Annotated in this window: 15 protein-coding genes, 1 tRNA gene and 1 pseudogene; 15 read left to right on the plus strand and 2 right to left on the minus strand. The window is 43.0% G+C overall.

Annotated features, from left to right (window positions below; all coding sequences use genetic code 11):
• Positions 1-4: 4 nt before the first annotated feature.
• Positions 5-1,777 (plus strand): excinuclease ABC subunit UvrC, encoded by a 1,773-nt coding sequence (uvrC, locus tag JCM19038_RS16800; protein WP_042420303.1) that lies wholly within the window; start codon positions 5-7, stop codon positions 1,775-1,777.
• Positions 1,778-1,821: 44 nt separating this feature from the next.
• On the opposite strand, the gene JCM19038_RS16805 is transcribed toward uvrC, so the two are convergent.
• A complete protein-coding gene (locus JCM19038_RS16805) occupies positions 1,822-2,214 on the minus strand; it encodes a DUF2507 domain-containing protein (protein ID WP_052361863.1) in 393 nt (130 codons plus the stop codon).
• A gap of 414 nt (positions 2,215-2,628) precedes the next feature.
• Between JCM19038_RS16805 and JCM19038_RS16810 the strand changes: the two genes are divergently transcribed.
• Genes JCM19038_RS16810 through sdhB form a run of 3 tightly spaced genes read left to right on the plus strand, consistent with a single transcriptional unit; the run spans position 2,629 to position 5,813 of the window.
• Positions 2,629-3,258, plus strand: coding sequence for a succinate dehydrogenase cytochrome b558 subunit (locus JCM19038_RS16810; protein ID WP_042420307.1), 630 nt, complete (start codon positions 2,629-2,631; stop codon positions 3,256-3,258).
• 15 nt (positions 3,259-3,273) lie between these two features.
• Positions 3,274-5,052, plus strand: a complete 1,779-nt coding sequence (sdhA, locus tag JCM19038_RS16815; protein WP_042420309.1) for a succinate dehydrogenase flavoprotein subunit — start codon at positions 3,274-3,276, stop codon at positions 5,050-5,052.
• Entirely contained in the window at positions 5,052-5,813 is a 762-nt protein-coding gene (gene sdhB / locus JCM19038_RS16820) for a succinate dehydrogenase iron-sulfur subunit (protein WP_042420312.1), read from the plus strand. The genes sdhA and sdhB overlap by 1 nt, the downstream gene beginning before the upstream one ends.
• A 117-nt stretch (positions 5,814-5,930) precedes the next feature.
• Here sdhB and JCM19038_RS16825 read toward each other — a convergent pair whose 3' ends face one another.
• On the minus strand, positions 5,931-6,155 hold the full coding sequence (locus JCM19038_RS16825) for a response regulator transcription factor (RefSeq protein WP_042359623.1): 225 nt from the start codon (positions 6,153-6,155) through the stop codon (positions 5,931-5,933).
• Between the two features lie 435 nt (positions 6,156-6,590).
• On the opposite strand from JCM19038_RS16825, the gene JCM19038_RS16830 reads away from it, so the two are divergent.
• The 11 genes and pseudogenes from JCM19038_RS16830 (at position 6,591) to JCM19038_RS21255 (ending at position 14,265) form a co-directional block, all read left to right on the plus strand.
• Positions 6,591-6,857: a phosphocarrier protein HPr gene (locus tag JCM19038_RS16830; RefSeq protein WP_042420316.1), complete on the plus strand. Its 267-nt coding sequence runs from the start codon at positions 6,591-6,593 to the stop codon at positions 6,855-6,857.
• A complete protein-coding gene (ptsP, locus tag JCM19038_RS16835) occupies positions 6,858-8,573 on the plus strand; it encodes a phosphoenolpyruvate--protein phosphotransferase (protein ID WP_042420318.1) in 1,716 nt (571 codons plus the stop codon).
• 74 nt (positions 8,574-8,647) lie between these two features.
• Positions 8,648-9,079, plus strand: a complete 432-nt coding sequence (locus JCM19038_RS16840) for a MarR family winged helix-turn-helix transcriptional regulator (RefSeq protein ID WP_042359621.1) — start codon at positions 8,648-8,650, stop codon at positions 9,077-9,079.
• A gap of 26 nt (positions 9,080-9,105) precedes the next feature.
• Positions 9,106-9,927 (plus strand): glutamate racemase, encoded by an 822-nt coding sequence (racE, locus tag JCM19038_RS16845; RefSeq protein ID WP_042420321.1) that lies wholly within the window; start codon positions 9,106-9,108, stop codon positions 9,925-9,927.
• Between the two features lie 86 nt (positions 9,928-10,013).
• Positions 10,014-11,039, plus strand: a complete 1,026-nt coding sequence (locus tag JCM19038_RS16850) for a GerMN domain-containing protein (protein WP_052361865.1) — start codon at positions 10,014-10,016, stop codon at positions 11,037-11,039.
• 85 nt (positions 11,040-11,124) lie between these two features.
• Positions 11,125-11,876, plus strand: a pseudogene (gene rph / locus JCM19038_RS16855) (ribonuclease PH).
• Positions 11,876-12,466, plus strand: a complete 591-nt coding sequence (locus JCM19038_RS16860) for an XTP/dITP diphosphatase (protein WP_042420325.1) — start codon at positions 11,876-11,878, stop codon at positions 12,464-12,466. The pseudogene rph and the gene JCM19038_RS16860 overlap by 1 nt, the downstream one beginning before the upstream one ends.
• 13 nt (positions 12,467-12,479) lie before the next feature.
• Positions 12,480-12,992: a metallophosphoesterase gene (locus JCM19038_RS16865; RefSeq protein WP_042420329.1), complete on the plus strand. Its 513-nt coding sequence runs from the start codon at positions 12,480-12,482 to the stop codon at positions 12,990-12,992.
• Between the two features lie 108 nt (positions 12,993-13,100).
• Positions 13,101-13,177 (plus strand) — tRNA-Arg (locus JCM19038_RS16870).
• A gap of 156 nt (positions 13,178-13,333) precedes the next feature.
• Positions 13,334-13,555 carry a hypothetical protein gene (locus JCM19038_RS16875; protein ID WP_152549490.1) on the plus strand — a complete coding sequence of 74 codons (222 nt, stop codon included), beginning with the start codon at positions 13,334-13,336 and terminating at the stop codon, positions 13,553-13,555.
• Complete coding sequence (locus JCM19038_RS21255; protein ID WP_052361869.1) at positions 13,555-14,265, plus strand: DNA-binding protein; 711 nt, start codon at positions 13,555-13,557, stop codon at positions 14,263-14,265. The genes JCM19038_RS16875 and JCM19038_RS21255 overlap by 1 nt, the downstream gene beginning before the upstream one ends.
• Positions 14,266-14,418: the final 153 nt, after the last annotated feature.

The following is a 14,418-nucleotide window of genomic DNA, read 5'->3' on the forward strand; positions in this document are numbered from 1 at the left end:
TCAAATGGACACTCTTAAAGAGAAACTTGCGGTTATTCCAGCCAAGCCCGGTTGCTATCTCATGAAAAATCGAAATGGCGCCATTATCTATGTCGGTAAAGCAAAAGTGCTAAAGAACCGAGTTCGCTCTTATTTCACAGGGAGCCATGATACGAAAACACAACGCCTCGTTAGTCAGATTGATGACTTTGAATATATTATTACGTCTTCAAACATTGAAGCGCTCATCTTAGAGATGAACTTAATTAAGAAGTATGAACCGAAGTACAACGTCTTACTTAAAGACGATAAATCATATCCGTATTTAAAAATAACGAATGAAGAACACCCTAGGCTCATTACGACGAGAAACGTCAAAAAAGACGGTGGCAAGTATTTTGGGCCGTATCCAAATGCCTTTGCAGCAAACGAAACGAAAAAGCTGCTCGACCGTTTGTATCCGCTGCGTAAATGTCGAACGTTACCAGATCGCGTTTGTTTGTATTATCATATTGGTCAATGTTTAGCGCCGTGTGAATTTGAAGTATCGCAAGCTCAAAATCAAGCGTTAACATCAGAAATTGGTCGTTTTCTTAACAACGGTCATAAAACGATCCGAAAAGAAATCGAGCAGAACATGCTTCAAGCATCAGAAGACTTGAATTTTGAGCGTGCAAAAGAGCTTCGGGATCAAATGCAACATATTGACGCGGTTATGGAAAAACAAAAAATGACAGAAGTTGATGGTGTTGATCGTGACGTATTTGCGTATTCATTCGATAAAGGATGGATGTGCGTTCAAGTCTTTTTCGTGCGACAAGGAAAATTAATTGAACGTGACGTTTCTATTTTTCCTTTTTATCAAGAACCAGAAGATGATTTCCTTTCGTTCCTCGGCCAGTTTTATTGGGAAGGTGCTCATATTAAACCCAAAGAAATTCTCATTCCAGATGTTGCGGGTTTTGAAGAAGTGGAACAAGTGCTTGAAACGACCGTACGTGTTCCGAAACGAGGAAAGAAAAAAGATCTTGTTGAACTTGCTGGCCAAAATGCTGATGAAGCACTTACTGCGAAGTTCCGCTTGTTAGAACGAGATGAAGAACGTACGGTTCGCGCGGTTGAGCATCTCGGTGAAGCGATGAATATCGATGCTCCATATCGAATCGAAGCATTTGACAACTCAAACATTCAAGGAACCGACCCAGTATCTGCGATGGTCGTCTTTGTAGACGGTAAGCCAGAAAAGAAAAATTACCGAAAATACCGTGTTCGTGACGTTGAAGGCCCAGATGATTATGCTTCAATGAAAGAAGTCATTCGTCGCCGTTATTTACGTTTGTTGCGTGAAGAAGCACCGATGCCCGACTTGATTCTCGTCGATGGTGGTAAAGGACAATTACGTGCAGCCATCTCTGTGTTGGAAGACGAATTAAACTTATCTTTGCCGGTTGCTGGCCTCGCAAAGGATAATAAGCACAAGACGTCACAACTACTTTTTGGTGAAGAAGCGACGGTCATTCCTTTAGCGAGAGACAGTCACGCCTTTTATTTGTTACAGCGAATTCAAGATGAAGTACACCGATTTGCGATTACGTTTCATCGTGACTCACGTGGGAAAAGTGTACAAAAGTCCGTTCTTGATGACGTGGAAGGTGTTGGAGATAAAAGGAAAAAGAAACTCTTTAAACACTTTGGTTCCATTAAGAAAATGAAAGAAGCAAAGCTTGAAGAGTTCACAAACCTTTCAATTCCAGAAAAAGTAGCACAAGAGATTATGACAAAATTACGAGAAAACTAAACCAGCCAAACGATCGGGTCGTCTGGCTGGTGTTCTCTAAATCTCTACATTAGATCCATATGTATATGTAAACGGAAGCGTCGACGCTTTCGCTCGAGGATTGCTTCGGCAGTTGTTTGATAGAGCAATTCATATTGGGCAGCAATAAATCCGGCTTCAATATGACGAGAGAAATTCTCGCGCTTTTCATCTTCAAAAAAATGCAAATCAAACGTCGTTGTTTTTTTGCCAGATTTCACAAGCTCTAGTCGTCCCCAACCTGCTTTGTCAAAAAATGCCGAAAGCTGTTCGATGTTTTCAAGAGGATACTTTCTCGCTAACAACTTGCCGCCGAGATAGAGGATGTCGTCTTGATCATCGTTAAGGAGCTCTGGTAGCAGTGCTTCTCGAAGTAATTCGTAGCCAAAATCTGTATATTTACGTACTTCCTCAGACAAAGAAATCTCCCCCAATTCAATTATCTATTATAAGCGTTTCACAAAAAGAAAACTACAGAAATGTAAAAATACCGCAAATGGTCGGAGATGAATGCGTTTTATCTGCTTTCTTGACGACTCTACCGTGTCAGAGTACAATAAATATGTCGGAAATATGAATGAACGGGACAACAGTTTAGTTAGTATGAAAACGCTTAGGTTTTGAATGCTGGTCAAACTGACGAGGGTTACATATTCGTTCCGTTTAATAGCATTTATTTTCATCGAATACTGGACGTAACACGGGGAGACAGTTTGCGCCGTGTTCGTGGAGTGCCATAGGGAGGGTTTTCATAGCGCATAGACAAGCAACAGATATGGATAGGATAGGTACTAGGAGCAAGGGTCAGCAAAAATAGAGGGGGAGCCTTATCGATGCCTCAGAATCAAGAGTTTTTTAACCGAAGACTACACTCGTTACTCGGGGTCATTCCAGTCGGTGTATTCTTAATTCAGCACTTTATCATTAACCATTTCGCGGTATACGGTGCAAGTTCGTTTAATGCCGCTGCACATTTTATGGAAAGTTTGCCTTTTCGCTATGCACTTGAAATTTTCGTGATCTTCTTACCACTTCTTTACCATGCGATTTACGGTTTATACATTGCATTTTTAGGTAAGAGCAACACGAGAAGATACGGATTCTTCCGTAACATTATGTTCATGTTACAACGAGTAACAGGTGTATTCCTTGTCATCTTTATCGCTTGGCACGTTTGGGAAACACGTGTTGCTGCTGCATTCGGTGCAGATGTCAACTATGACATGATGGCGGACATTTTAAGCAGTCCATTTATGCTTGTATTTTATATTGCGGGTGTATTAGCTGCTACATTCCACTTTGCAAACGGACTTTGGTCATTTGCAGTATCTTGGGGACTTACGGTTACACCAAGATCTCAGAAGATCATGACATACGTAAGTATTACAGTATTCTTAGTACTAAGTTACATTGGTATTCGCGCGATTATTGCGTTCTTAGATCCAGCTTTAGCTAACATGTAAAGGAGTCGGTGATTCATGAGCAACGGAAACATCATTGTTGTCGGTGGCGGTTTAGCCGGTCTAATGGCAACAATTAAAGCAGCGGAAGCAGGGAAGAATGTAGAATTATTCTCCCTCGTTCCGGTAAAACGTTCACATTCCGTTTGCGCTCAGGGTGGAATTAACGGTGCCGTTAATACAAAAGGTGAAGGAGACTCTCCGTGGGAACACTTTGATGATTCCGTGTACGGTGGAGACTTCCTTGCGAACCAACCCCCTGTAAAAGCAATGACAGATGCAGCACCAGGGATTATCCATCTATTAGACCGTATGGGAGTTATGTTTAACCGTACACCAGAAGGTCTTCTAGATTTCCGTCGTTTCGGTGGAACGCAACACCACCGTACAGCATATGCCGGTGCAACGACCGGACAACAGTTACTTTATGCACTTGATGAGCAAGTTCGTCGTTACGAAGTTCAAGGGCTTGTTAAGAAATATGAGAACTGGGAATTCACCTCAGCAGTAATGGACGACGAAGGTCGTTGTCGTGGAATTACTGCCCAGAACCTTGCGTCTATGGAAGTTCAAAGCTTCCGCGCGGATGCAACAATTATGGCAACGGGTGGACCAGGTATTATTTTCGGTAAATCAACGAACTCAATGATTAATACAGGTTTTGCAGCAGCGAAGCTTTATGAGCAAGGCGTTTACTATGCAAATGGTGAGTTTATTCAAATTCACCCGACAGCGATTCCAGGAGACGATAAGCTTCGTCTAATGAGTGAGTCTGCTCGTGGTGAAGGTGGACGCGTTTGGACGTACAAAGACGGTAAGCCTTGGTACTTCCTTGAAGAGAAATACCCAGCATACGGAAACCTTGTACCTCGTGATATTGCGACTCGTGAAATCTTCAACGTTTGTGTCGAGCAAAAGCTCGGTGTAAACGGAGAGAACATGGTTTACCTTGATCTTTCTCATAAGGATTCTCACGAACTTGATGTTAAGCTCGGTGGAATTATGGAGATTTATGAGAAGTTCATGGGTGATGACCCTCGTAAAGTTCCAATGAAGATCTTCCCAGCAGTTCACTATTCTATGGGTGGTATGTGGATTGATTACGATCAAATGACAAACATCCCTGGTCTTTTTGCTGCGGGTGAGTGTGACTACTCTCAACACGGCGCGAACCGTCTTGGAGCCAACTCACTTCTTTCTGCAATCTACGGTGGTATGGTTGCTGGACCGAAAGCCGTCGAATACATCGATGGACTTGAGAAATCAGCCGACGATCTTTCTTCTTCACTGTTTGATTCAGAAGCGAAGAAAGTGGAAGATGAGTATGAAGGCATCCTAAAAATGGACGGTAAAGAAAACGCGTATGCACTTCACAAAGAACTTGGTGAGTGGATGACCGATAACGTTACTGTTGTTCGTGAGAATGCTAGACTACTTCAAACGGATGATAAGATTCAAGAATTAATGGAGCGTTGGAACAACATCAACATGCACGATACGAGCCGTTGGTCAAACCAAGCAGCACCATTTACTCGTCAATTAAAAGGAATGCTTGATCTTGCTCGTGTAATCACAATCGGTGCATACAACCGTAACGAAAGCCGTGGTGCACACTACAAGCCTGAATTCCCAGATCGTAATGACGAAGAGTTCTTAAAGACTACGAAAGCGAAGTATGATGCGGCAAACAACAAGCCGATCTTTGAGTATGAAGACGTTGATACATCGCTAATCAAGCCAAGAAAACGTGACTACTCTAAGAAAAAAGCTAGTGATAAACAAGGAGCTGGAAAATAATGAGCGAACAAAAAACCGTCCGCTTTATCGTTACTCGTCAAGACAGCCCTGATGCCAGTCCATATACAGAAGAATTCGAGATTCCACATCGTGAAAATATGAACGTCATTTCTGCTTTGATGGAAATTAGACGTAACCCTGTTACTGTAGATGGAAAAGATTCTGCCCCAGTCGTTTGGGATATGAACTGTCTTGAAGAAGTTTGTGGTGCATGTAGTATGGTTATTAACGGGAAACCACGTCAATCGTGTACAGCACTCGTAGACCAACTAGATCAACCAATTCGTCTAGAGCCAATGAAGACATTCCCGGTAGTACGTGACCTTGTGGTAGATCGTAGCCGTATGTTCGATTCATTGAAGAAAGTTAAAGCTTGGATTCCTATTGACGGTACGTACGATTTAGGTCCAGGGCCACGTATGGCAGAGAACAAGCGTCAGTGGGCTTATGAACTTTCTAAATGTATGACATGTGGTGTTTGTCTAGAAGCTTGTCCGAACGTAAACAGCAAATCTGACTTTATTGGTCCAGCACCAGTATCTCAGGTTCGTTTGTTTAACGCTCATCCAACAGGTGAAATGAACCGTGAAGAGCGTCTTAACGCACTTATGGGAGACGGCGGTCTTTCAAATTGCGGTAACTCACAAAACTGTGTACAAGCTTGTCCAAAAGGAATTCCTTTGACAACTTCAATCGCGGCGCTTAACCGTGACATGACGCTGCAATCGTTCAAAAACTTCTTCGGAAGCGACAAACTGTAACAAAGACCAAAGCCGGATGTTCGAAATGAACATTCGGCTTTTTATGGTTTCCCAATCTTTGTTTTGCGCACACTCTAGAAAAGCCGGTGTCATCCCTCATTGACGACCGGAACAGTTCTAGATTTGGATCTCACCGAGTCGAATTAATTCAATGACAGCTTGAGAACGCCCTTTAACTCCTAATTTTTGCATGGCATTAGAAATATGATTACGGACTGTCTTCTCGCTGATGTAAAGCTGACCCGCAATTTCCTTTGTCGTTTTGTCCTGCACGAGAAGGTCAAAGACCTCCTTCTCCCTTTTCGTCAGAAGGGAGCGCGGACCACGTTCCAAGTCCTTCAATCGTGTCACCCTTTCTAATCCAGGCCACCCTCTTGTGTGTCCGGCTCTCGTTGGAATTGGACGATTAGAAGAAAGTATTTAGTCTCCATATCGTATGTGAGAGTTAACCCTTCGGTGAGTAGTGGAGTAAAAAGCGGCGAACAACTATACCGAAAAGTTTTCAAAAACTTTCATCCAATAGCAGCAGTGGTCATAGACGTCCCAAGAACAATTGCTTACGATAAACAGCTGTCTTGAAAGCTCAAGCCTATCTTATTCAAGTTTTGATAAAGATGTTAAGAAAATGTTGCAAAAAACCGATAAAATTTTTAGAAAAAGTTGTTAATCAGCAAAACGATTGGCGATTTATTGCTTGAGTGATAAAATGTAGAAGGAGTAAAGATGATTAGATCAACCAATTCAATTCTGAACTGAATCTTGAAAGGGGCATGTCAAATGCTAGAAAAAACATTCACTATTACTGCTGATACAGGATTACACGCACGTCCAGCTACTCAGCTTGTTCATAAAGCAAGCCAATTCTCATCTGAGATTGAAATGGAAGCAAAGGGTAAGAAAGTTAACTTGAAATCAATCATGGGTGTCATGTCATTAGGCGTTGGAAAAGGCGGAGAGATTAAGATCCTTATTTCAGGGAATGACGAAGAAGAAGCAATGAACGCGATTACTGCAACGATTCATGAAGGCTTAGGAGAATCGTAAATGTCTAGCGTGATTACAGGAATTGCTGCGAGTAATGGCATTGCCATTGCAAAAGCCTTTGTCTATGAAGAAGTATCGCTTGAAATCACAGAAAACAGTACTGAAGGTGCTGAAGTTGAAAAAGCGAACTTTGAACGGGCGACAAAAACATCGAAGCAAGAGCTTGAAGCGTTAAAGACGAAGACAGAAGAGCAACAAGGAAAAGAAAATGCAGAGATTTTTGCTGCACACTTGCTCGTTTTGGAAGACCCAGAACTGGTCGGGGCCGTGCATACGAAAATTGATGCGGACAACGCCACTGCGGCACATGCGTTAAATGAAACCGCGGCGATGTTCATTTCGATGTTTGAGAGCATGGATAATGACTACATGCGTGAGCGAGCAGCAGACATTAAAGATGTTAGCCAACGCGTATTGCGTCATTTACTCGGAGTGAAATCAGCGTCACTTGCTGATTTAGATCAAGAGACAATCGTGATCGCAAAAGACCTCACGCCATCGGATACTGCCCAGCTGAACAAGGAATTTGCGTTAGGCTTTGCAACGGATATTGGCGGACGCACGTCGCATTCTGCAATTATGGCACGTTCTCTTGAGATTCCAGCAGTCGTCGGATTAACGAATGTCACAACGGATGTTCATGATGGAGATGTGCTCATCGTGGATGGGATTAACGGAGAAGTCATCGTTAACCCAGATGAAGGTACCGTAGAGCAATACAAAGAGAAACGAGCAGCATTCCTTGATGAACAAGAAAAGCGTAAGCGACTTATCAACGAGCCGTCCGTTTCTAAAGACGGGAAGACTGTTGAGCTTGCAGCGAACATCGGTTCAGTGAAAGACCTTGACGGTGTGTTGAATAATGGCGCAGAAGGCGTTGGTCTTTACCGAACAGAATTTCTTTACATGGAGCGAGATCAGCTCCCGACTGAAGAAGAGCAGTTTGATGCTTATAAAGCGGTTGTAGAGAAACTTGATGGAAAGCCAGTCGTCATTCGTACGTTAGACATTGGTGGCGATAAAGAATTGCCGTATTTGGACTTGCCGTCTGAGCTCAATCCATTTTTAGGCTTTCGTGCCATTCGTCTTTGTCTTGAGAATGAAGCGTTATTCCGCACGCAACTACGCGCGCTAGTTCGCGCAAGTGCATACGGAAATCTGAAAGTGATGTTCCCGATGGTTGCTACACTTGAAGAGTTCCGTGCTGCGAAGGCTTTCATCGTAGAAGAACAAGAGAAGTTACGAGCAGAGGGCATTTCGTTTGATGAGTCAATGGAAGTTGGAATTATGGTCGAGATCCCGTCCACTGCTGTGATTGCAAAGCAATTTGCAAAAGAAGTTGATTTCTTTAGCATTGGAACGAACGACTTAATTCAATACACATTGGCCGCGGATCGTATGAGTGAAAAGGTTTCTTACTTGTACCAGCCGTACCATCCTGCGATTTTACAACTCGTGAAAAATGTCATCGATGCATCTCACGCTGAAGGAAAATGGACAGGCATGTGTGGAGAAATGGCTGGTGAAAAGACAGCAGTCCCGCTACTCTTAGGTCTCGGTCTAGATGAATTTAGCATGAGTGCTTCTTCTGTATTACAAGCGAGAGAGCAGTTGTTAGGACTCGACTCTAAAGAGTGTGAAGTCCTTGCGGCACAAGCATTAACATGCACGACGCAAGAGGAAGTTGCAGCACTCGTAAATGAAGCAATCCGATAAGTAGATGTTAAGTCGTCTGAAACATTTTTTCAGGCGACTTTTTTTACAAACAAAAGAGTGGGAGGAGATTAGATGTGAGAGATAACCAAGTAGAAAGCATTGAACGTTCTTTACGTCGAATTTCATATACAGTCAAGCAAAAGGGAAGAGAAATTCTGAATCAATTTCCAATTACACCCCCGCAATTTATTGCATTGCAATACTTAAAAGACAAAGGTGATTTGACGATTGGTGAATTGTCTCAAAAGATGTATCTGGCATTTAGTACGACAACAGACCTTGTGGATCGTATGGAGAAAAACGAACTTGTAGAGCGCGTTCGCGATCAACGGGATCGCCGCGTCGTGCGCGTTCATATATTGGAAGAAGGTAAGGTCATCATTGATGAAGTGATTCAAAAACGTCAAGAATACTTGCAAGAAGTTTTAGTACACTTTTCTAGTGAGGAAGTTGACCAATTACAAGCCACGCTTGGATCCCTTCATGAAGAGATGTCCAAAGATTAGAATCGTGAAATAAAGAGGCGAGATGATTGAATTTACCGATTGGTGTTATTGACTCGGGTGTAGGTGGATTAACCGTTGCAAAGGAAGTGGCAAGGCAGTTACCAAAGGAAACGATGATTTACATTGGTGATACGGCTCGTTGCCCGTACGGACCAAGAACGGTGGAAGAAGTTCGCCGCTTTACGTGGCAAATGGTAGAACAGTTGTTGCAATGGGACATTAAGATGCTTGTCATAGCTTGCAATACAGCAACTGCTGTGACGCTAGAAGAGCTACAAGCGCAACTCGACATTCCAGTCGTCGGAGTGATTCGTCCTGGGGCGATTGCTGCATTAAATGAAACGTCAAGTGGTGAAATTGCGGTCATTGGCACGGAAGGTACGATTCATAGCGGCGCTTATCCTGAAACGATCCGTGCAATTCAAGGTGAGCAAGTCACTGTTCATAATCTTGCATGCCCACCCTTTGTGCCACTCGTTGAACAAAACCGAACATCTAAACAAGACGCATACAAGATCGTTGAAGAAACGTTACGACCACTTCAACAGTATCGTTATGACACGCTCATTCTCGGATGTACGCACTACCCAATCTTAAAAGCGGTCATTCAAGAAGTCGTTGGTGGTGGTGTGAGCGTCATTTCATCAGGGCAAGAAACAGCTAGAGAGATGAGCACCATCTTGCAACATAATGGCATCCATAATCAATCTGAGGAAGCTCCAGCCCATATTTTCTATACGAGTGGTGAGGTGTTGCCATTTGTAGAAAAGGTAGAACGCTGGATGAAGATCACAACCCCTGACGTTCGTCAGATTAGTTTTTTATCATCAACGATGAACCACGACTAATTGTCGGGGTTTTTTCGTCTTGATAACTGGTCTAATTCCGTCATAAGGCTCGTATACTTCAGTAGACTAGCTAGGGGGGATCAAGAGTGAAAAAGCAAATTCGCCGTTCTATGATTGCGATTGCTGCACTTCTTGTCGTGCAAGCGTGTAGCACTGATGAAGAAGCGGTGGAACGAGATGCAGAAACCGAGCATACAGAAGAGCGTGTCGTGGAAGAACAAGACGAAGAAACTGCAGAAGGAATCACAGAGCGTGAGTTGTATTTAATCGATTCTGACGGATATGTTGTCCCGAGAACCTTTTCACTTCCGCACGACGAAGAAGTGCTTCGTCAAGCCCTTGAGTATATGATTGACGGGGGACCAATCACCGAAATGCTACCGAGTGGTTTTCAAGCGGTGTTCCCAGCAGATACAGAAGTGCTCGGAGTTAACGTAACGAACGAAGGGACTGCGGTTGTTGACTTCTCTGAAGACTTTAGAGATTATGACCAGAACAAAGAAGAAGCTATTCTTCAGGCGTTAACGTGGACATTAACACAATATGAGTCCATTGACCGAGTAGAAATTCTTATTAATGGTCATGAACAAGACGTTATGCCACATAATGAAACGCCAATTACATCATTAACGAGAGACCGTGGCATTAACAAAGAACCAAATGTGAACTCAGTAGATGTAACAGCGACGTTACCATCGACATTATACTTTCTAAATGAAAACGAACATGACCTTTATTATGTGCCTGTCACAAGGCGGATCGATCAGTCTGATAATCGCGTTGAGTCCGTAGTGAATGAAGTCATTCATGGACCTGCGCTCCAATCGGAATTGCTTACCGGTCTGCGTCACGGTGTTGAGCTCGTAGATGAGCCAACACTGAATGATGGGGTACTGACTGTCAATTTTAATGAAGCGCTCCTTACAGAGAATGAAGGAACCGCAATCGCAACGGAAGCATTAACGATGTTAACAAAAACACTGACAGCGATTGATGGTGTAGACAGTGTGACGTATCTCGTTAATGGAAGTGACGAAATTAATGCCCGTAGCGGCGATGCACTTCCAACAGCGGTTACGGAAGACCACATTAAGGAACTTGTTTCACAGTAGCTTCATATTCATGGTATACTTGCAGAAAAGGCGGCAATTTGCGGCCTTTTTTGTTATGATGAACGTTAGATAGGGAGTCGTTAACATGGAAAGAACAGATGGAAGAACTACGAACCAAATTCGACCAACAACAATTGAAACGAATTATATTAAACACCCGGAAGGATCTGTACTCATTTCCGTTGGGGATACTAAAGTCATTTGTTCAGCAAGTATAGAAGAACGAGTCCCACCATTCTTCGCGGACAAGGCAAAGGCTGGATTACAGCAGAATATAGCATGTTGCCTCGTGCTACCGAACAACGAAACATTCGTGAATCTTCAAAAGGCAAAGTAACAGGCCGGACGATGGAGATACAACGTCTGATCGGACGCTCACTCCGCGCCGTCTTAGATTTAGAGGCACTTGGCGAACGTACCGTTTGGGTTGATTGCGACGTTATTCAAGCTGATGGAGGGACGCGTACCGCTTCCATTACAGGAGCCTATGTTGCAACGGCACTCGCACTTACGAAGCTCGTGAACGAGAAGAAAATCGAAAAACTACCGCTTCAAGATTCATTAGCAGCAATCTCTGTCGGACTTGATGCCGAGCGTAACGTCTTGCTCGATTTATGTTACGAAGAAGACGCTGCCGCAAACGTTGACTTAAATGTCATCATGACAGGTAGCGGTGAGTTCGTTGAACTTCAAGGAACAGGTGAAGAGGCGACGTTTACACATCAAGAATTGTTACGTATGCTTGCATCAGCAGATTCAGGCATTAAAGAACTCATTGCCATTCAACAACAAGTGTTACAACTCGTCAACGAAACAGACGGTGAGGAGGAGAAGTAATGACGACAATCGTACTTGCAACGAAAAACGAAGGCAAACGAAAAGAACTTGAAGCGATGCTTCAAGGCAAAGTTGATGTGAAGTCATTAAACGATTATCCAGAATGCCCAGATGTTGAAGAGACAGGTACGACCTTTTATGAAAATGCCAAACTGAAAGCAGAATTTGTTTCAAACTACACGAAGTTACCCGCGCTTGCGGATGACTCTGGTCTAGAAGTTGACGCTCTTGATGGTGCTCCAGGCGTCTATTCTGCTCGATTCGCAGGAGAGCCAAAGAGCGATGCTCGAAACAACGAAAAGCTGCTAGACATGTTAAAAGAAGTCGATGACGCAGATCGTACAGCGCGCTTCATCTGTGCACTCGTCTACTTTGATGCAAGCACAGGAAAAGAACAAGCGGTTGAAGGAACGTGCGAGGGACGAATCTTGACAGAAGCGCAAGGTGAACATGGCTTTGGTTATGATCCACTCATGTTCAGTCCAGAACACGGCAAGTCACTCGCTGAAATGACACCAGACGAGAAGAATGCAATTAGTCATCGCAGTAACGCATTGAAAAAATTGGACGAGCTTTGGTCAACCCTTTAGGAGGCGATGGGAAATGAAACGGTTACTTGTCATGAGTGATACACATCGTGATCGACAGTGGTTAGAAACGATTGTTGAGCGACACAAGTCTGACGTTGATGCAGTATTTCATTGTGGAGATTCTGAGCTAGATACTGATGATCCACTATTAGAAGCTATTACAATTGTTCGTGGCAACACCGATTTCGAAATCGATTTCCCGTCCTTCCAAACGACAACGATCGATAACGTGACGATTTGGCAAACGCACGGTCACCTCCTTCACGTAACGAGGAATGACCAACAAGCCTTACATGCAGCAGCCAAAGAAAAAGGCGCAGACCTCGTGTTATACGGCCATACGCACATTCCAAACGTTGAGCACATCGACGAGAAGATGCACATCGTTAACCCAGGAAGCCTTCTTATGCCACGAGGCGGCTTTGAACCGACCTATTGCATCATTACGATTGAAGAAAGCAAAGTCAAAACGATCGACTACTACAATCGCAACACCGGCGAGCACAACGAGTCGCTCTCCGTCTAAGTAATCTTTTCATTGTCGCTATTCATGCGGCAATGAAAAGATATCTAAAAAAAACCAGTAAAATTATTGACGAAACATGAATTATTCGGTATGATACTAATTGTCGCTGTCCCAGTAGCTCAGCTGGATAGAGCAACAGCCTTCTAAGCTGTGGGTCGGGAGTTCGAATCTCTCCTGGGACGCCATTTACATTACATAATACCAACCCTTGGGGTTGGATCGGGGTCGATTTTTATAAATCGGCTCTTTTTTGTGTGGGAAATTCTCTTTTATGTATTCAATGTTCGTTACTTTTATTTTGCACTGCACAGCATGAAATCATTGGCGGGACGATTAGAGACTTGGAGTATGCGATTGAGTGGATGGAGACGAGTAGACGACCAGGTGCAAAGCGAGATATTGAGCGACGATCCGTACACCAACGCACAATTTACATGGAGCCTAGCGCATTAGAGCGATTACGGCATAACATGTCAGAGGACAAACAAATTAGCCAGGCTGACCATTTCCGCATCGACGACGCTTTATCTATGCTTACGGTAGAGAGCGTGAGGTTTATGTAATGGTCAAGGCAGAGTTGCTCTCGTTGGAGCAGGCGGCAAGGTATCTAGGGGTGTGCAAGTCTACGGTTCAAAAGACCGTGGATCGGGCAGAGTTAAAGATTAATAACCAAATCGCAAATAGCCTCTTCCCCTTTGAGATGAGGTTTTTCTTTGCTTGGTCAAACAGATGCTATGTTAAAATAACAGTAATTGGAGGAGATGTTATCTTTTTTTATCATATCTACGGTCCTCTAGACAGTCATAAGAAAATAAAAAAAACATTGAGAGATGGCTTAAACCCTTTAAATATATCTGATTGGTCTGGTAGGGGTAGCGGTTTTATGTTTAATGATTTAATGAATGCTATAAAAGAAGGGGATACAGATCAATGGATGGAGTTTTCTGAATCCATTAGATTATTTAATTCAGATTTAGGTGCACCTGATTATATTAGAATCTCGTTACCTAAGGAAAAAGTGTATGTATTTAATTTGGAAATAGCTAGCAATATCTTTGCCTATATAGAAGAAGAGGGACTTGGGGAGAAGGGCGTATTTACTTCAGAACTACCAAATTTAGATATACTAATCAGAGACTATTGGAATAGCAAAACTAGGTTAGATTTATATGAATTACAAAAGCATTATCCCAACCCTGAGTTTGTTAGTTTTCAAACCTTTTCTAGAAGTGAAATAGAAATATATATTAATTTTAAAAGACTTAAATCATAATCCCCACTCGTTATAAAACAAGTGGGGGATTGATTTTATGGAATGTATCTTGGAAATTGGGTTGAATTTTGACCCGATAAATTATTAATTATTACTCTGTGATGTCCAATGGGCGTGTCACTTGTATTTAAGTTTTCAGGCATAAAGGCTATC

Origin of the sequence: Geomicrobium sp. JCM 19038 (assembly GCF_000698125.1) — a bacterium.
Classification (GTDB): Bacteria; Bacillota; Bacilli; order Bacillales; family Marinococcaceae; genus Geomicrobium_A.